At 37.3% G+C, this 19,049-nt stretch carries 12 protein-coding genes; 7 read left to right on the top strand and 5 right to left on the bottom strand.

What is annotated here, in order from left to right:
• Nucleotides 1-63: 63 nt before the first annotated feature.
• The gene (locus ACTQ54_RS08995; protein WP_441756106.1) at nt 64-729 is read right to left on the bottom strand and encodes a CpXC domain-containing protein; all 666 of its coding nucleotides are present in this window, start codon (nt 727-729) and stop codon (nt 64-66) included.
• A gap of 175 nt (nt 730-904) precedes the next feature.
• Here ACTQ54_RS08995 and ACTQ54_RS09000 point away from each other — a divergent pair, with 175 nt between their 5' ends.
• From ACTQ54_RS09000 to ACTQ54_RS09015, 4 genes are read left to right on the top strand one after another with little or no spacing between them, the layout of a single operon-like run.
• Entirely contained in the window at nt 905-1,459 is a 555-nt protein-coding gene (locus ACTQ54_RS09000) for a flavodoxin domain-containing protein (RefSeq protein ID WP_441756108.1), read from the top strand.
• Nucleotides 1,452-2,132 (top strand): ribose-5-phosphate isomerase RpiA, encoded by a 681-nt coding sequence (gene rpiA / locus ACTQ54_RS09005; protein ID WP_441756110.1) that lies wholly within the window; start codon nt 1,452-1,454, stop codon nt 2,130-2,132. The genes ACTQ54_RS09000 and rpiA overlap by 8 nt, the downstream gene beginning before the upstream one ends.
• Nucleotides 2,133-2,159: 27 nt before the next feature.
• Nucleotides 2,160-3,461: a pyrimidine-nucleoside phosphorylase gene (locus ACTQ54_RS09010; RefSeq protein WP_441756112.1), complete on the top strand. Its 1,302-nt coding sequence runs from the start codon at nt 2,160-2,162 to the stop codon at nt 3,459-3,461.
• Between the two features lie 60 nt (nt 3,462-3,521).
• Nucleotides 3,522-4,544, top strand: coding sequence for a glycosyltransferase family 4 protein (locus ACTQ54_RS09015; protein WP_441756114.1), 1,023 nt, complete (start codon nt 3,522-3,524; stop codon nt 4,542-4,544).
• A 58-nt stretch (nt 4,545-4,602) separates the two neighbouring features.
• Here the strand turns inward: ACTQ54_RS09015 and fni are convergent, their stop codons facing one another.
• Genes fni through mvk form a run of 4 tightly spaced genes read right to left on the bottom strand, consistent with a single transcriptional unit; the run spans nt 4,603 to nt 8,933 of the window.
• Entirely contained in the window at nt 4,603-5,700 is a 1,098-nt protein-coding gene (gene fni, locus ACTQ54_RS09020; protein ID WP_441756116.1) for a type 2 isopentenyl-diphosphate Delta-isomerase, read from the bottom strand.
• A 34-nt stretch (nt 5,701-5,734) separates the two neighbouring features.
• Entirely contained in the window at nt 5,735-6,910 is a 1,176-nt protein-coding gene (locus ACTQ54_RS09025) for a phosphomevalonate kinase (protein ID WP_441756118.1), read from the bottom strand.
• 12 nt (nt 6,911-6,922) lie between these two features.
• On the bottom strand, nt 6,923-7,912 hold the full coding sequence (gene mvaD, locus ACTQ54_RS09030) for a diphosphomevalonate decarboxylase (RefSeq protein WP_441756120.1): 990 nt from the start codon (nt 7,910-7,912) through the stop codon (nt 6,923-6,925).
• A gap of 10 nt (nt 7,913-7,922) precedes the next feature.
• Nucleotides 7,923-8,933, bottom strand: a complete 1,011-nt coding sequence (mvk, locus tag ACTQ54_RS09035) for a mevalonate kinase (RefSeq protein WP_441756122.1) — start codon at nt 8,931-8,933, stop codon at nt 7,923-7,925.
• A gap of 211 nt (nt 8,934-9,144) precedes the next feature.
• Between mvk and coaA the strand changes: the two genes are divergently transcribed.
• The 3 genes from coaA to ACTQ54_RS09050 all read left to right on the top strand — a co-directional run.
• Nucleotides 9,145-10,065, top strand: a complete 921-nt coding sequence (gene coaA / locus ACTQ54_RS09040; RefSeq protein WP_441756124.1) for a type I pantothenate kinase — start codon at nt 9,145-9,147, stop codon at nt 10,063-10,065.
• A gap of 3 nt (nt 10,066-10,068) precedes the next feature.
• Complete coding sequence (guaA, locus tag ACTQ54_RS09045) at nt 10,069-11,637, top strand: glutamine-hydrolyzing GMP synthase (protein WP_441756126.1); 1,569 nt, start codon at nt 10,069-10,071, stop codon at nt 11,635-11,637.
• 707 nt (nt 11,638-12,344) lie between these two features.
• Nucleotides 12,345-19,049, top strand: a 6,705-nt coding sequence (locus ACTQ54_RS09050; protein WP_441756128.1) for a Cna B-type domain-containing protein, incomplete at its 3' end; no start/stop codon positions are given.

Genomic DNA, 19,049 nt, shown 5'->3' on the forward strand with positions numbered 1-19,049 from the left:
AAAAAAAGAACTTCTCTTCCCTCAAATAAATCATTGAGAGATGAGAAGTTCTATTATTGCTTCCTACTTATCCTTTTGCGCATCTTTACTTGCTATTTGAATAGCCCAGTTGTAATTAATGAGTTGGAAATCACCTTTACGGTTATCTTCCAAATCTTTTTTAAATTTATTTTGCACAAAATCAAGTAAAGTTTCATGGAAGTCTACTAATAGCTGTTCTTTATCCGTGGTATACATGATTTTGGCTTTTTGCGTATTAGGGTCCATATAGAAGTAGCGTCCTTTTACTTGTTCATCAGGTTTTTCTTTAGAGAAAATACCGTCTGTTAATAATTTTACAAGTTCCACTTCGATGTCTTTGTATTGGTTATCAAAAATTTGAATTTTTTCTAATAATTCAGCACCTGAAAGGACGATTCGTAAATGATAATCATCTAAAGAAACAGCTTGCTTTTGTTTTAAATCATCTAAAATTTCTAATGTCTGTTCTTTATTTTTGACATAATCAGGAGCTAAGTAGATTAATAGGCGATGATCGGGATCGTGGTATAACATTTGATAATTGATGACCCGCTTTGCACCACATTGATCACATTCAAATAAAAAATTTTTGCCTTCAAGCAATTCTTTTTTTAACTTAGGTTGTGTTTTGGCGTTAATAGCCGCATTAACTTTCATCTTATTTTGGTCATTACATACGGGGCAAGTTAGATTTAACGTTTGAGCCATTGCAATATCTCCTCCTTTTGGGATGAGGCAAATTAAAAGTTGTGTATGAAAAGGTGTGCCACATCTATTTTAGTATATCAAAAATATACAAAAAAAACGATACTCGAAGCTACAACATTATTTGAATATGTTATACTAGATGTGTAAAAATACCGAACGGAGGTGAGTGATAAAAATGATTGTCATTTATGGATCAACTTATGGCTCAACAGAAAAGTATGCTCAAAGCATTAGCCACCGATTGAAATGTACAGCTATTGATAGTAGAGATGTTGAAACCAAATCTCTTGACGGCTATCAGACGATTATACTAGGTGCTTGTATTTTAGAAGCGCAAATTATTGAAGCCGCTTTGTATCAACATTGGATTGAAAGTTATCCAGATAAAAATTGGATTTTATTTACGGTTGGATTATCTAACCCCGAATTGACAGATTTTAACCGTCTCCTTCGTTCAAATTTTAAAGCAGAAATTTTAGATAAAGTGCAGTTTTTCCATTTTAGAGGTTCCATTTCCCATAAACGTTTAAGTTTCATGGATACAATGTCACAAAGTGCCATAAGTCAGCATTCTTCAGTTGATTTTGTTAATTTAAAATCAGAAGATCATGAGTTACTAAAAAGATACGGGACAACCTTAGACACTCAAGATGAAGTCACAATCACTCCGTTAATAGATTTTGTAAAAAGAATACAATCAACGAATGAATCGGGAGGTAAAGATGGTTAATCCTAAGGAAGTTGTAGGTCGTAGAGCAGCAGATTATGTTGAAGATGGCATGGTTGTGGGGCTTGGAACAGGGTCGACAGCCTATTGGTTTATAGATGAGATTGGCTTACGTTTTCAAGAAGGAACATTAGGTCATATTGTTGGTGTGGCGACTTCAAAACAATCGGAAGAACAAGCGCGCAAAATGGGTATCCCTGTAGTAGACATCGACGAAGTGAGTCATATTGATGTTCTGGTCGATGGGGCAGATGAATGTACACGTGACTTTTCTGGTATTAAAGGCGGCGGTGGAGCCCTGTTAATGGAAAAAATCGTTGCCCAACATAGCCGAAAGATTATTTGGATTGCCAATGAAGAGAAAATGGTTGAGACTTTAGGCGCATTCCCTCTTCCCGTAGAAATCGTACAATATGGTAGTTGGAAGCTTTTTCGTCAGTTTGATCAAGCGGGCATGCATCCTACCTTTAGAAAAAAAGGCGTGGATTCCATTTTTATTACCGATCAAGGGAACTATATTATTGATTTACATCTCGAAAACATCCCGAATCCACAACAAGTTGCCTTTGAGTTGAAAAATATGGTCGGCGTGGTAGAGCATGGGTTATTTATTAATTATCCAGATGTTATTTTAACCGTCAATCATGAAGGCGAAGTTACAGAATATACGCATTAAAAGTTGGTTTGATGAGGAGTTCAAGTTATGAGAATGATAGATTTAATTACTAATAAACAAAATAAAGCTGAATTAACCGAAGAAGAAATTCGCTTTATAGTCGAAGGCTACACTCAAGGCAGTATTCCAGATTACCAAATGAGTGCCTTTGCGATGGCAGTCTACTTTATGGGAATGACCCATGAAGAAGCCTCACATTTGACCATTGCCATGGCAGAAAGTGGCGATCAAATGGATTTATCTGCCATTGAAGGCATTAAGGTCGACAAACACTCCACAGGCGGGGTGGGCGATACAACCACTTTAGTTTTAGCTCCTTTAGTAGCTAGTTGTGGTGTGCCGGTAGCGAAAATGAGTGGACGTGGTTTAGGTCATACAGGCGGGACCATCGACAAACTTGAAGCCATTGCTGGCTTTAAATATGAATTGCCAATTGAAAGATTTATTGATTTAGTGAATAAAAATAAAGTCGCGGTTGTAGGACAAACCGGTAATTTAACACCGGCTGATAAGAAATTATATGCACTCCGTGATGTGACGGGAACTGTTCAATCCATACCTTTAATTGCTTCTTCGATTATGAGCAAGAAAATTGCAGCTGGAGCTGACGCCATTGTCCTTGATGTGAAAATCGGAGCAGGAGCATTTATGAAAACCGTTGAAGAAGCGGAAGAATTAGCTCATCTCATGGTGCAAATCGGACAGCAACTGAATCGGAAAACCTTAGCCGTTATTTCAGACATGAACCAACCTTTAGGTTATGCTATTGGGAACGCCCTTGAAGTTAAAGAAGCAATTGAAACCTTACAAGGCAAAGGTCCGGAAGACTTAACCGAATTGTGTCTTGTTTTAGGTTCACAAATGTTACTTGCGGCTGAAACAGTTAGCAGTCTTGAAGAAGGAAAAGAATTATTACAGAGCAAAATCGATAATGGTGAAGCGCTAGAAAAATTCAGACAAATGATTGATGCTCAAGAAGGCGATAGTTCCGTAATCGATCATCCTGAAAAACTTGTCCAAGCTAAATATCAAATCCCTCTATTAGCAACACAAGACGGTGTTCTTTCGGAATGGATTGCCAACGAAGTCGGCGAAGCAGCAATGATGCTAGGGGCAGGCCGTGAAACCTTAGAAGATACAATAGATCCTTCCGTAGGCATGATTTTACATGCCAAAGTTGGTGACAAAGTAACAAAAGGTCAACCATTACTAACGATTCATTCTAATCGTGAAAATGTTGACGATGTGATGGCTAAATTGCAACAAGTTTATACAATTAGCACAGCAGCAGAAGCACCAACCTTGATACACAAAGTTATTACAGATTAAGGTATAGCAAGCGATATTTATTTAAAAAAGCGATGGGTAATTTTGTAGGAGGAACTACCAATGATTACAATTAATATGTTTTCACAAGCAGAATCCGTGAAAGGTCAAGGTGTAGGAAGTGCCTATGTGGAATTGATTCAAATGCTGAAAAAGCATTATAGCGATCTTTTTCAAATAAATATCAACGAATATGGCCCAAGTGATATTTCGCATTATCACACGATTAACCCGCAATATTACTTATCGACCTTTTTAAAATCTAGACGCGGAAAAACCGTGGGCTATGTCCACTTTTTGCCGGATACGCTCGTGGGGAGCTTAAAACTGAATAAAATTTCACAAAAGATTGCGGAAAAGTATGTTTTGAGTTTTTACCGTCGGATGGATCAGTTGGTGGTAGTTAACCCTGTTTTTGGTAAAGAGCTTGAAAAATATCATTTTTCTGCCGATAAAATTACTTACATTCCTAATTTTGTTGCGAAAGAACATTTTTTCCCAATTTCCAATGAGGCTAAGACAGATTTTAGGGCACAAATTGGTATCGATAAAGAGGCTTTTGTGGTGATGGGAGCAGGGCAAATCCAGAAACGTAAAGGGGTAGACGATTTCTTCCAATTAGCCCATGATAATCCGGACATTCAATTTATTTGGGTGGGTGGTTTTTCGTTTGGCCGTTTAACTGATGGCTATGAAAAATATAAAATAATCTATGATAATCCGCCGGCTAATTTAATTTTCACAGGCATTGTAGACCGTGAAGATATGAATAAATACTACAATATTGCAGATGTTTTCTTGCTACCTTCATATAGTGAGCTATTTCCAATGAGTATTTTAGAAGCTTTTTCATCTGGGACACCAGTTATGGTACGAGATTTAGAGTTATATCGTGCGATTATTGATGGCTATTACATTGCAGCGGAAGATCGAGAGGATATGCAAAAAAACTTACGTACTTTGGTTACCAACCCCAGTTCTTTGGAAGTTTATCAGGAAAAATCATTAGCCGCCTCAGAATATTATTCAGAAGAAAATGTCGCGAAGATGTGGCGCGAATTTTATGAAGGCTTATTAGAAAGCTAAATTTAAAAGACCAAGTTGATATGCCAGACAGCAATCAACTTGGTCTTTTGATGTAAAATTAATGGGATTGGCTTCGATTGGCAAAGTGATCCGCGTCGATTTGACGGAGCTGAGCCCAATCGAGTAAATTCCCTGATAAAATAAGATCTTTATGTTGTAATGACTGAATATTTTTGGCTTCCAGCATGAGCATCATTAATTGTAAGCTTTCACGCCAATTGTGTACCATTTCAACCGTTCCATCGACACCAATATCATTGACGCTCGCAAGAAATCTTCCCGACAGACCAACAGCAGAAGCGCCTAAGGAGAGAGCTTTTAAGATGTCAAATGGTTGGCGAATGCCACCAGAAGCTAAGAGCGTAACTTGATTTCTTTCGATCAGGTCTTGAACAGCATGAGCTTCGACCAGTGATTCAGCGGTTGTTTGACCCCACTCACCCAAAGCAGAAAAATCAAGTCGGTTATTACGATCGTCTTCAATACGAACAAAGTTTGTTCCGCCTCGTCCGCTCACATCAATATTTGCCACACCTAAAGAAATAAGTAATTCGATTGTTTCACGACTCATCCCAAAGCCAACTTCTTTTACAATGACCGGGACACCTAGATTTTCAACCATAGCTTGGATATTTTCTGCCCAATTTGAAAAATCACGGTCACCTTCTGGCATTACAATTTCTTGTGGTACATTGAGATGGATTTGCAGAGCATCGGCCTTAAGTAAGTCAACGGCACGTTTAGCATTTTCTAACGAATGGTGTGCCCCAAGATTAGCCATGACAAAACCATTAGGATTGACTTCGCGCATGATTTGAAAAGAATCATTTAAGGAGGGATCCTTTAAGGCAGCGCTGACTGAGCCAGTAGCAATTGCCAATCCTGTTTGAGCGGCTACTTGACCTAATTTTTCATTAAACTGTTTAGTAAATTTTGAACCGCCTGTCATGCCATTAATATAAAAGGGCATTTGATGCGTGTGTTGTGCCCAAACAGTTTGTACATCGACTTGGTCAAACGCCATCTTACTAAATGAATGATGGACGAAACGGATATCATCAAAAGATGAATGTTGTTTTTCTTTTTGCTGTTCAAGCGCTAAGTTTACATGATCGTCTTTACGTTGTTGATTTAACTGAGATGGATCTAATGTCATTTTGGCGAAAACTCCTTTGTAAAGCTGATAGTAATTAAAATTGTTTAGGTGCGACTTGTAAGTTAAGTGGAACAATCCCTATGCGACGCCATTCATCTAATAATTGGGTGGTCTTTTGGTTGCTTTCACCCACTGCTATGCCGCAGTCGCCACCACCAGCACCACTGGATTTGGCTTCGAATTGATAGGCTTGCGACAGTTGAATAAATTGTTTCAACTTATCTGTTTCGATTTCAATGTTAAAATGGCCACTTAATTTGAGTAATAAATGGCGATAGTTGGCCATTTCCTCTTGGATTTGCATAATGTCACCGTTATTAAAAGCTTCCTCCATCCGTTGAACGCAGAATTTAGTTTTGTCTAAAAACGTCTGAAATTCGGCTTCGTTTTCAGGTAAATGCTCTTTGAGTTGCTGAACAAGATTTTGCGTAGAAGCACTAGATTGGGTCCAGCCTACTAAGACGGTCATATGATTAATCGCTTCTAAGTACTTGGCTTCAAGTTGTGGCCAGTCATTTTTTAAAAGATCCGCAATCATTGTTTTTTTAGCTAAAGTTGTTTTGAGCCATTCACGATCAAATGATCGATAATAAACCCAACTTCCGAAACTAATGGCGGCAACATCTCCCATACTACCATTTGAACCTGCTCGAATGAGGGCAATGGCTGCTAACTTGAACAAAACAATGGGAGCTTTAATTTCAATCCCGTAAAAAGCTAAAAGTGCTTTAATAGTCGCAATTGTAACAGCTGCACTTGAACCTAAGCCGTATTTTGAGCCATCTTCAGCGACTAAATCGGATGAGTATTGAATATGATAATCTTGAACGGGTCGACCCAATTCTTCTATCAATTCTTCCACGACCCGAATACCTTCAATCACATAAGCCCAAGCTTTTTCCAAATCATTTGAATAATCATCGTCTGAGTTTCTCGTTGATAATGTAACACCTTCTTGATGACGGCTATAATTTAGGGCAGGTAGGTCTTGTAATGATGTTTGGAGTGAGCCTTTATGTGGCGAAAGAGACAATGATACCTGACAAGATAAATATTGATTGACTGCAAATAGAATCGCTGCATTACCTGGATGTAAAATAGCATACTCTCCAACAAAATATAATTTGCCCGGCACTTTTTGAGTGCTCGTTTGAAAAGTTAAAGAAGGATTTAAATCAAATAGATCAGCCATCATCGTCGTGAATATCATTGAATCCCTCCTTTAAAGCTCTAATTTTAGGGGGCCATTCCCCGTCTTAGCTAATATCAACTGATCGGCTGCAAAGTCTTGTTTAAAACGCGCTATAATTTGGTCCATTTGACTTAAACGTCCCAAAACTTTGACATTCGGTCCAGCGTCCATTGTAACATAGCAAGGAATCCCTTCTTCACGTAATTCCTTTACAATTTGCATGGCTACTAATGATTCAGGCTCAAAATAAGTAAAGCTCGGATTAGAAGCCAAAATACTCGCATGCATTTTCATGGCATTATGTTCGGCAATAGCCCCGACAGTTTCGAAATCATGTTCTTTAATTGCCGGAATAATCTTTGCTAAATCATTTTCCACTTCACTTGGCCATAGTTGATAAAAAGGCGAAGTATTACGTGTATGAGCCATCCCTTGTCGGCTTGAAATTTTCTTTTCCTTAGCATTAACCACAACAAACAACATACCAATATCCCAATCCGCATCATCAATTGATTCAGCATAAGAAGATTGCGAATCATCATCCTCGCCCTTGTGCCAAATGACAAAGCCACCAAACAAACTACGCGTCGCGCTCCCTGACCCTTGGCGGGCATAAATCGATAATTCCCGATTATCCAAACCTAAGTTAAGAGCAGCGTTACAAGCCGAAGCTAAGGCAGCAAAAGCTGAAGACGATGAAGCAAGACCCGCTGCTGTCGGCACATGATTGACACTAGTGACCTTCACCCTTAATGAAATATTGGCAGCCTCCCTAAACAAGTCAACAAAACGCCCAACCTTTTGCGTTTCTTCAAGCCCCTGTTCAACCCCATTCAAAATAAATATATCTGCTTCAAATTCAGGATTGAATTCAACCGTTGTGTCGGTGTAAAAGGCATCTAAGGTTAGTGATAAACTGGAGGTTAAAGGTAAAAAAAGCGATTCATTGCGTTTGCCCCAATATTTAATTAAGGCGATATTGGTAAAAGCCCGATAAGAAGCTTTATATGATTGCGTCATACAGATTTTTTCACTCCTTATGTAATGGGATATACCACGATTGGACGGCTCCAGCAACTTGCATAGCTTGTGCAATGGTGATGGCTTCCGCTTTTGTTTCAGCTAAAGCAATGACACAACCACCTAAACCACCACCGGTTAGTTTTGCACCAAGAGCCCCTGCTTGCCAAGCAGCACTCACAATAACATCTAAGTGTTCATTGGATACCCCTAATTGATTTAAATAATAATGATTGTAGGTCATTAAACGACCTAAACTTTGAACATCGCCTTTTGAAATGGCATCAAAAGCTTGGGTCACAAATTGACCAATCGCAGTCAAAATCTTTTGTGAGAAGTCCGGATTGTCTTTCCGTCTTTTCATCACTTTTTTAACAGCTAACTTTGTTTGTCCTGCCTGACCACTATCTGCGACAACTAAATAAGCATTTAACTTTAATGAAAATCGCACAGCTGGTTTGCTTTTTCGATAAATAAATGGTTGATTACTACTTGCCAGTAAAGTATCCAAACCACTGGTTGATTCGTGCGCAATAACTTCTGCTTGATTAGCAATATATTGCAACTGCTGATCATCAAGCGGTTGATCGAACAAATTGTATAAAGCACGAATAACAGACACCGCAACCGCAGCTGATGAACCCATTCCACGCTCTTGCGGAATAGTACTTTCAATCTGGATATGGACAGGGATATTTACTTTGAGGCTTTGTAAACTTATATCGATCGCACAGATGACATTTTTTAAAGATGTTGGTGCTTTTGAAAGTGGGCCTGTAAAATACATGCAGTCAATGGAAGAGACATCGTCCTTTGATTTTGTGGCGATACTATGAACTTGCACCCCGCTAAAGGGAAGCGCAATGGCAGGAAAGTCGTAAACAACCGCATGCTCGCCCATTAAAATAATTTTACTATGAGCATAGCCATGGCCGATGGCATTGATTGCTTCGGCTTTTTCGCCTAGCTTATTATTTAACTGAGTTTCTTGTTCCAGTAAAAATTCTTCAAACTCATTCACGAAACGATCCTCCGTTCAAATTAAATATGTACATTCCAACATATTCTACCGATTTATTGAACAAAAGGCTATCTAACCCTTAAATTTTAACTATTTTTAATAGATTCTATACTACAATAAAGAAATAATAAAACATACTTTTAGCGAAAAGGATATGATAAAATAAACGAATAAGTGAATTGTTTTATTTATTGGAGGAAAGGAGAAAAATATGGATTCAAAAACCTTCATACGTTTTAGTCGTGAAGAATGGCAAAAGTTCCACCAGGATGGAACTGAAATTGAGCCGATTGAACAGCTTGCTGAATTGGTTTCTTTAAATGACCGTCTTTCCCAAAACGATGTGCGTGCTATTTATGGACCGATGATGCATTATTTAGACTTGCTGATTCAACAGCAAAATAAGGCTAATCAACAAAAACAAGCTTTTTTTGGCCAAGAAAATCGAACTGTTCCATTTATCATTGGGATTTCAGGGAGTGTCGCTGTTGGAAAAAGTACGACGGCCCGTGTTCTGCACCAATTACTTGAGCGTTTATACCCTCATAAAACAATTGAGTTGATGACAACGGATGGTTTTTTATATCCCAATGCTGAACTCGAGCGTCGAAATATCATGCATCGCAAAGGCTTCCCCGAGTCATATGACATGCAACATTTACTTGATTTTATGATTCAGCTCAAAACGACGAATGAACCTGCGGCTTTCCCGGTATATTCACATGAAATTTATGATATTGTTGAAGGTGAGTATCAGGTGATGAATCAGCCAGATATTGTCATTGTAGAAGGGATTAATGTTTTACAACTACCTGAAAATCAAACGATTTATGTGAGTCAATTCTTTGATTTTTCTATCTATGTGGATGCTCATTATAAAAAAATTCGTCAGTGGTTTTATGAACGTTTTGAAATGCATTTAGATAATGCTGCAAGCGATCCGGAGAACTACTATTATCGCTTTAGAGACTATACTGAAGCTGAGCGAATTGAGTATGCGGATGAAGTATGGTACACCATCAACCATTTAAACCTTTTGCAATATATTTTACCTACCCGTGAGCGGGCAGATCTAATTATACATAAAACAGATCATCATTTTATTGATGAGATATTTATTCGAAAATATTAGTTTATGCAAGGAGTGAAGCGTTTGACAGCAAATTTATTTGATTTAGAAAAACTAATTGTTCTGGATTTTGGAAGTCAATACAATCAACTCATTACCCGCCGGATTCGTGAATTTGGTGTGTATAGTGAACTATTGCCCAATGATACAACAGCTGAAGAAATTAAAGCCTTAGGAAATGTAAAAGGGATTATTTTATCGGGTGGCCCCCATAGTGTCTATGCTGAAGATGCTTTTACGGTTGATCCAGCTATTTATGAATTGGGTCTGCCTATTTTAGGTATTTGTTATGGCATGCAATTAACGACACATCTGTTAGGTGGGAAGGTTGAAAAAGCTGCAAAACGTGAATTTGGTGTTTCTGCAATCAATGTAACAAAGACTGAAAGTGGTTTGTTCGAAGAATTAAGTGAAACGGAACAAGTACTCATGAGCCATGGTGATCTTATTTCTGAGATACCGGCTGATTTTACGGTTACGGCCAGCAATGAACATTGTCCCGTTGCTGCTTTTGAAAACCAAGCGCGTCAGATTTATGGTGTTCAATTCCATCCAGAAGTACGCCACACTTTAAACGGAAGTCAAATACTCCGTAACTTTACATTTAATATTTGCCAAATGACCGGCGATTGGACGATGGACAATTTTATCGACCTTCAAATAAATACTATCCGTGAAAAAGTAGGCGATCGTAAAGTCTTACTTGGGTTATCCGGTGGGGTAGATTCAAGTGTTGTAGGTGTTCTCTTACAAAAAGCCATTGGCGATCAATTAGTGTGTATTTTTGTTGATCATGGTTTGTTGCGTAAAAACGAAGGCGACATGGTGATGGAAGCCTTAGAATCTTTTGGATTAAATATCATCCGTGTCAATGCTAAAGAGCGCTTTTTCAGCAAGTTAGCAGGTGTTTCTGATCCTGAAGAAAAACGTAAAATTATTGGAAATGAATTTATTTATGTGTTTGACGATGAAGCGGCTAAATTAGAAGGCATTGACTTTTTAGCGCAAGGAACTTTATATACTGATATTATTGAATCAGGGACGAAAACAGCTCAAACCATTAAGTCGCATCATAATGTCGGTGGTTTACCGGAAGATATGACCTTTGAGTTAATCGAACCTTTAAGTACCTTATTTAAAGATGAAGTACGTGCTCTGGGAACAGCTTTAGATATGCCGGATTCCATTGTTTGGCGCCAGCCATTCCCTGGACCTGGTTTAGGGATTCGTGTCTTAGGTGAAATTACAGATGAGAAGGTTGAAATTGTGCGTGAGTCGGATGCTATTTTGCGTGAAGAAATTGCTAAGCATGGTTTAGACCGTGATGTGTGGCAATATTTTACTGTTTTACCTAATGTGCGTAGTGTAGGTGTGATGGGCGACGGGCGTACGTATGATCATATGATTGGTATTCGGGCGGTAACGTCAATCGATGGTATGACGAGTGAGTTTGCGCGTATTGACTGGGAAGTTTTGCAAAAGATTTCGACTCGAATTGTCAATGAAGTGGAACATGTTAATCGGGTGGTTTATGATATCACGGGGAAACCTCCTGGAACCATTGAATGGGAGTAGAATTAATCACAAGTGATTAATTCTACGTCCGTCCAACGATTGCCGAGTTGATAAGCGAAAGCAGAGTTGTTGACGGCCCATCTGCGTATCAAGAACAGAAATGTGACGAATAGGAACATTTCGTGACTTGAGGAGAAGAGTGGGAGTAAACATATAAAGGCTATAAACCTTATTTTAATAAGGTTTATAGCCTTTTTATTTTTATATAAGACTCAAAAATGACCCAATTCTACAATAATTTAATTGAAAATCATCCAGATTTAAAAAATATTTACGGTAACAATTTAAAAGGGTGATAATGATGAGCTTTCAAAGTAAAAAAAATAAATCGTAGAGCAACTAAAATAAATGTAAAAAAACTCTATCAACTTCAATTTCCCAAATCTAATTTTTTAACATTTTATGAGATAGCAAATTTAAAGGAAGTAGACTTTTTTATAATCGTGAACAGAGATTAAAAAAGTAATATGACGGATATTTTTTTAAAAAGTTTAAAATGTTGTGTAAATGAAGATTCAAATTATCGTGACTATGTCTTAAATTTTTGATAGTATTAATATCGGTCATTGTTAGCATTCTTTTCTACCTCCAAGTAAAAGTGTCGGAACTTAAACTTTAGAGGATAATTGGATAGCTAACATGACGAAAATATCAAACAAATTATACTAGTTTTTCTATACATAATAATTATAGTGAGGAGAAGATTAATGAACAAAAAAGGAAATCTATTTATGGTTGGTGTTTTATTAGCTAATATTATTATCCAACCATTATTTAGTTTACAGTCTGTTTTTGCAGAAGGTGAAGAAGTGGCAATAGAAAGTCACCAAGAAGTATATGAAGATGTTGAATTAGTAACTGAAGAATCAGGTGATTTAAATATAGTCCCACCATCAGAACAAGAAAATCTTGTTGAAGAGGTGGTCACAGAAGAAGAGATAAATAGTGAATATGACGAAATATCAGATGATGATAATTCAAATTTAGAGGAGAATTTGGAGTTTGATGAAACTGAAGTTGAATCAGTTGAAGAAAATGCATCATCAAATGTGGTTATTTCTTTTATTCAACAAACGTATGAAAGTGAAGCCGTTGGTTATACTAGTTCGTTGAAATTTAATATAGCGAATATTGGTAATGCTGCTGCAGAAAACGTAGTTGTAAGAGTTCAGTTACCTGTAAATTATATTGAAGAATATAGTAATATTTCTGACTACTTCTATAATCAAGGATTAACTAATTTATCACAACACTACGAAGGTAATAATCTCTATGTTAATTGTAACATCGGTGATTTACCTACTGGATACAATAAAGATTTCTCATTTGAATTCAAAACGATTACTGAAATTCAAGAAGAAAATATTACAGTTCCCGTAACAGCACAAGTTTTAGAAAATGGTAATACAGTTGACCAAATTGGTCCTGTAGTATATAATTTCGTAAATCCAAACATCATTTATCCCGAAGAAGATGATGAAGATAGCGACAGTATGAAAGTAATGGCAATAGGAGCAACAAGTGATGCTTTCTATGCATTAGAGCCAGAATATAATGAAGAAACAGGTGAATTTGCACTTCGCTTCCAATACGATTTAACTAAATTGTCTGGAGGAGAAGAATTCACTATTGAAATTGATCCTAATTTCGTTGAGTTGAATGAACTCCAAGATAATGTAAGTTATACAGGCGAAAAAGAGGGTAACGTATATAAGATAAAATTTAAAGATAGTTTAAGTGGTAATAACCAAGGGATTATAAGCATTAGATCAAATGTAAAGCAAGTTGAAGAGTCAAAAGAGTACACCATCTCATGGAAACTAGATGGAGTAACGACTGAGACGCTCATTTTTATAAAAAAACCTGGTGATTCTGAGAGTGATATTAAAGAGGAAAAAAGCAGTAAGAATGTTCAAAGTTATATATGGGATCTAGGAAATAAAATTAAAGGCGAAGTAAATGAAGATGGAGAGCAATTTATTACTGTCGAGGATGATATTACCTCAGTAAATATTCCTTATACCTTAGTTTATCAAACTACTACAGGTGGAATTCTTAACATTAAGGATGAGTTAGATGATTTATTAACCTATAATGAAGGTAGTTTTACAGCAACTTTAGAATCATGGGATTCAAACGGATGGAATAAAGAAAACACTACTGTTGATTTAACTGATTACTTAACAATCAATGGTAATACATTTAGTATTGAAGGCTATGAGCTACCACCTAATAGTCGTATTACGATTAACTATAATGCAAATGTTAATGATGCGAAAGCTTTAGAAACTCATCTTAATCAATTATTAGAGAATGAACAATTAGATGGCGAAGAAGGTTCTGTATCATATGTTTTCAATAATAAAGCAAAGATTAATGATGAAGATAGAGATGGTAAGTATAGTGGTAATGTTAATGTTCCTGGTGAAAAACCTGAAGTTATACCAGAATACCCTAGCAATGTGTTAGAGAAGTATGTTGATCCAACTACTGCTAATGCAACGTTTGATAATGAAGGTAATTTAATCCCGATACCTGTGACTTATACTCTTAAATTAAATATGTCAAAATTTAAAGAAGAAAATAGTAAGCAACTAACAGAAAATCTCGTTTTAACTGATAATTTGGACCCAAATCACAAAGTTGAATTTGAATTATCTGATGTGACGATCACATCGGATGGAGGAGTTACAGTACAAGTAGGAACAGTAGATAACACAGATGAAACAATCGGTAACTACTCAATCGAGAATAAACAATTCAAATTTAATGCTGGAAAAGAGCCAGCTGATTATACAATTATTTTAAAAGGTAATATTACTGCATTAAATAATCAAAAAGATTATTGGTCGCCAATACCTGCCTTTGATTACTATAGTTATAAAAATACAGCAGTCGCAGAGGCCGGAGATTTCAAAGATACTGGAGAAGCGACGACAACTGTAATTGACCGAAAAGGTCAAACAACAATAACTGATAGTAACGTATTTAATAAAACTCAAACTACAAATCCAAGCACACCTGTTTTAGGTGAACCATTTAAAGTTACATATACATTCGTTGTTAATGATTGGAATGCTGGAGTAAATGCGGTTGATATTTCAAAATCAACGATAACGGATGTTCTGGATCCAATTTTTGATTTAGATGCAGGTTATGATATTTCTTTATCTGATAATTGGAATGGGCAAAGTACAGATTATATTACTACTAATCTGAATGATGGAGTTCTAACTTTAGATTTTGATGATGCTATGCCAGAAGAAATAAAAAAAGCGCGTTGGGTTATTAACGTAACTTTAACAACAAAAACGATTACTGATCAAAGTCAAGCGTTAATTAGAAACAATGCCAGTTTAACAGGAACTGACACAAGAATCGACTATACATCGTCAACACAAACATCAGGAGAAACCACTGGTGGAGAGTTGTATGTTCGTAAAACTGTTACTGATTTAGATAAAATTGATTATGTTAAAAACTATACATTAGAATTAGATGCAGAAGGTAAACTGAAACATACAGAGTTTAACTACAAAATTGATTTAATTCCACAAACCGATTTTTATAATACAACAATTATTCCTTTAGAGGATATTATTCCTAATCAACTTGAGTTTATTGGGTTATTATCATCATGGGATGCTGATTCAGCAACTCCAACAAACGGAACTCAGGGTACTTATACAAACTCAGGAGGACAAGTTGATGTTGTATTTGAAGAAGGAGTCCTAAAAATTGCCAATAATGGAACTAGATTTGGTACGGGACCAATTTCATTAAGATTTAGAGTCAAATTAAAAGAAGGTATTGATCTTAAAGCTGGAGACACTATTTCAAACGTTATAACTAAAACAGATCCACCAGCTAACATTACAATTGTAGATCCAGGTACTTATCCATTAAATATCTCAAAAGTGGATAGTGTGACTGGAGAGAGAGTTCTAGATGAAAATCAAGTTGCTCAATTTAAACTTGAAAAAGTTGAAGATGACGGAAATGTAACTATCTTTGATGATATTAGAATTGCTAATGGTCAACTTGTAAATGGGGAAGATAATAAAACATTAACAGTGAAAAGCATAGGTTCTTATTTACTAACGGAGTTAGTTGCTCCTGAAGGCTATATCCTATCACCTGAGCCAATTACTATTAGAGTTTCTGAAAATGGTACAACACCTAGTTCTATTGTTTTCCAGAATACACCTGGCGAAGATCAACCAGAACCAGAAAAAACATCTGTAACGGTCACAAAAGACTGGCAAGATGGTAATAACCAAGACGGTAACCGTCCAGAGAGTATCCAAGTTCAATTAACAGCAGACGGTGAATTGATTGATCAAACAGCTGAATTGAATGCAGAGAATAACTGGACAGCAACTTGGTCAGGCTTACCATTAAATGCAGATGGAACAGAAATTAAGTATTCAGTTGTTGAGTCAAATGTACCAGAAGAATTTACAGTAGAAGTAAATGACGCAGATCGCGGAAATATTATTCTGACAAACACTTATACACCAGAAGTTACAGACTTAACGGTGAATAAAGTTTGGAATGATGAAGAGAACCGTGATGGTTTAAGACCAGAAAGTATCGAAGTACAATTAGTCGCTGATGGTCAAAACCAAGGTGAGCCTATTGTTCTAGACGAAGCAAATAACTGGTCATACACTTGGACAGATCTAGCAGTGAACACCGCCGGTGAAGCCATCGCCTACACAGTCGCAGAAGTTAATTTACCTGAAGGGTATACATCAACAATTAGTCCAATTGAAGAAAATACAATCACGGTAACAAACTCTCATGACGTGGCTGTCAATGATATTAACGTCAGAAAAGTATGGGATGACGCTAATAACCAAGATGGCAACAGACCAGAAAGTATCCAAGTTCAATTAACAGCTAATGGTGAACTATACGGTGAGCCGGTTGAATTAAATGCAGCTAACGATTGGGTATATGCTTGGACGGACTTAAAAGTCAATGAAGCTGGCGCAGCAATTAACTATGCCGTTTCTGAATCAAATGTTCCTGAAGACTATGAAGTTGTTGTTAACGCAGAAGATCCAACGAATGTTGTGATTACGAACAGCTATACACCAAAAGTCACACAAGTTGCAGTAGAAAAAGCTTGGGATGATGCAGACAATCAAGACGGTCTACGTCCAACAAGCGTAACGGTTCAACTAATGGCCGACGGTGAAGCATTAGGCGATCCGGTTGAATTAAATGCAGAAAATGCATGGGCACAAACTTGGACTGAATTACCAGTCAACGTCTCAGGAACAGCCATTGAATATACGGTTGAAGAAACAACTATTCCTGAAGGTTACGAAGCAACGCAAGAAGTTGTTGAGGGTGTGAATGTTATAACGAACACTCATACACCTGCAGTTACAGATATCCCAGTAAGTAAAGTTTGGGACGATGCAGACAATCAAGATGGTTTAAGACCAGAGAGTATCACTGCTAATTTATTAGCGGATGGTGAAGTCGTTGATACAGTTGAATTGCACGACGCAAACGATTGGGCTACAGTATTTGAAAATCTTCCAGTTTACAACAATGGTGAAGAGATCACTTATACGATTACAGAAGACGCAGTCGAAAATTATTCAACAGACATTGTTGATGGTGTCATTACGAATCGTTATACACCAGAAAAAACATCTGTAACGGTCACAAAAGACTGGCAAGATGGTAATAACCAAGACGGTAACCGTCCAGAGAGTATCCAAGTTCAATTAACAGCAGACGGTGAATTGATTGATCAAACAGCTGAATTGAATGCAGAGAATAACTGGACAGCAACTTGGTCAGGCTTACCATTAAATGCAGATGGAACAGAAATTAAGTATTCAGTTGTTGAGTCAAATGTACCAGAAGAATTTACAGTAGAAGTAAATGACGCAGATCGCGGAAATATTATTCTGACAAACACTTATACACCAGAAGTTACAGACTTAACGGTGAATAAAGTTTGGAATGATGAAGAGAACCGTGATGGTTTAAGACCAGAAAGTATCGAAGTACAATTAGTCGCTGATGGTCAAAACCAAGGTGAGCCTATTGTTCTAGACGAAGCAAATAACTGGTCATACACTTGGACAGATCTAGCAGTGAACACCGCCGGTGAAGCCATCGCCTACACAGTCGCAGAAGTTAATTTACCTGAAGGGTATACATCAACAATTAGTCCAATTGAAGAAAATACAATCACGGTAACAAACTCTCATGACGTGGCTGTCAATGATATTAACGTCAGAAAAGTATGGGATGACGCTAATAACCAAGATGGCAACAGACCAGAAAGTATCCAAGTTCAATTAACAGCTAATGGTGAACTATACGGTGAGCCGGTTGAATTAAATGCAGCTAACGATTGGGTATATGCTTGGACGGACTTAAAAGTCAATGAAGCTGGCGCAGCAATTAACTATGCCGTTTCTGAATCAAATGTTCCTGAAGACTATGAAGTTGTTGTTAACGCAGAAGATCCAACGAATGTTGTGATTACGAACAGCTATACACCAAAAGTCACACAAGTTGCAGTAGAAAAAGCTTGGGATGATGCAGACAATCAAGACGGTCTACGTCCAACAAGCGTAACGGTTCAACTAATGGCCGACGGTGAAGCATTAGGCGATCCGGTTGAATTAAATGCAGAAAATGCATGGGCACAAACTTGGACTGAATTACCAGTCAACGTCTCAGGAACAGCCATTGAATATACGGTTGAAGAAACAACTATTCCTGAAGGTTACGAAGCAACGCAAGAAGTTGTTGAGGGTGTGAATGTTATAACGAACACTCATACACCTGCAGTTACAGATATCCCAGTAAGTAAAGTTTGGGACGATGCAGACAATCAAGATGGTTTAAGACCAGAGAGTATCACTGCTAATTTATTAGCGGATGGTGAAGTCGTTGATACAGTTGAATTGCACGACGCAAACGATTGGGCTACAGTATTTGAAAATCTTCCAGTTTACAACAATGGTGAAGAGATCACTTATACGATTACAGAAGACGCAGTCGAAAATTATTCAACAGACATTGTTGATGGTGTCATTACGAATCGTTATACACCAGAAAAAACATATGCAGTTGGGGATTATGTTTGGATAGATGCAGATAAAGATGGCGTTCAAAATGATTCAGAAGTATTACCAGGAGTAACTGTTGAATTATTAGACGGTGAAGGTACTGTAGTCGCAACAACGACAACGGACGAAACTGGCTACTACTTATTTGATGAATTAACAGCAGGCAACTACAAAGTTAAATTCACTTTAACAGCGGAACAAGCTGAGCAATATGAATTTACTACACCAGATGCAGGCGATAATGATGCAGCGGATTCAGATGCAGATTCTGAGGGTTATACAATTGAGTTCACATTAGATGAAACC

Origin of the sequence: Fundicoccus sp. Sow4_H7, assembly GCF_052115865.1 — a bacterium.
Lineage (GTDB): Bacteria > Bacillota > Bacilli > Lactobacillales > Aerococcaceae > Fundicoccus_A.

Excerpts from the sequence above, each read along its gene's own strand:
- ACTQ54_RS08995 (WP_441756106.1), bottom strand. The coding sequence starts at position 729 with ATGGCTCAAACGTTAAATCTAACTTGCCCCGTATGTAATGACCAAAAT.
- ACTQ54_RS09000 (WP_441756108.1), top strand. The coding sequence starts at position 905 with ATGATTGTCATTTATGGATCAACTTATGGCTCAACAGAAAAGTATGCT.
- rpiA (WP_441756110.1), top strand. The coding sequence starts at position 1,452 with ATGGTTAATCCTAAGGAAGTTGTAGGTCGTAGAGCAGCAGATTATGTT.
- ACTQ54_RS09010 (WP_441756112.1), top strand. The coding sequence starts at position 2,160 with ATGAGAATGATAGATTTAATTACTAATAAACAAAATAAAGCTGAATTA.
- ACTQ54_RS09015 (WP_441756114.1), top strand. The coding sequence starts at position 3,522 with ATGATTACAATTAATATGTTTTCACAAGCAGAATCCGTGAAAGGTCAA.
- fni (WP_441756116.1), bottom strand. The coding sequence starts at position 5,700 with ATGACATTAGATCCATCTCAGTTAAATCAACAACGTAAAGACGATCAT.
- ACTQ54_RS09025 (WP_441756118.1), bottom strand. The coding sequence starts at position 6,910 with ATGATATTCACGACGATGATGGCTGATCTATTTGATTTAAATCCTTCT.
- mvaD (WP_441756120.1), bottom strand. The coding sequence starts at position 7,912 with ATGACGCAATCATATAAAGCTTCTTATCGGGCTTTTACCAATATCGCC.
- coaA (WP_441756124.1), top strand. The coding sequence starts at position 9,145 with ATGGATTCAAAAACCTTCATACGTTTTAGTCGTGAAGAATGGCAAAAG.
- guaA (WP_441756126.1), top strand. The coding sequence starts at position 10,069 with ATGCAAGGAGTGAAGCGTTTGACAGCAAATTTATTTGATTTAGAAAAA.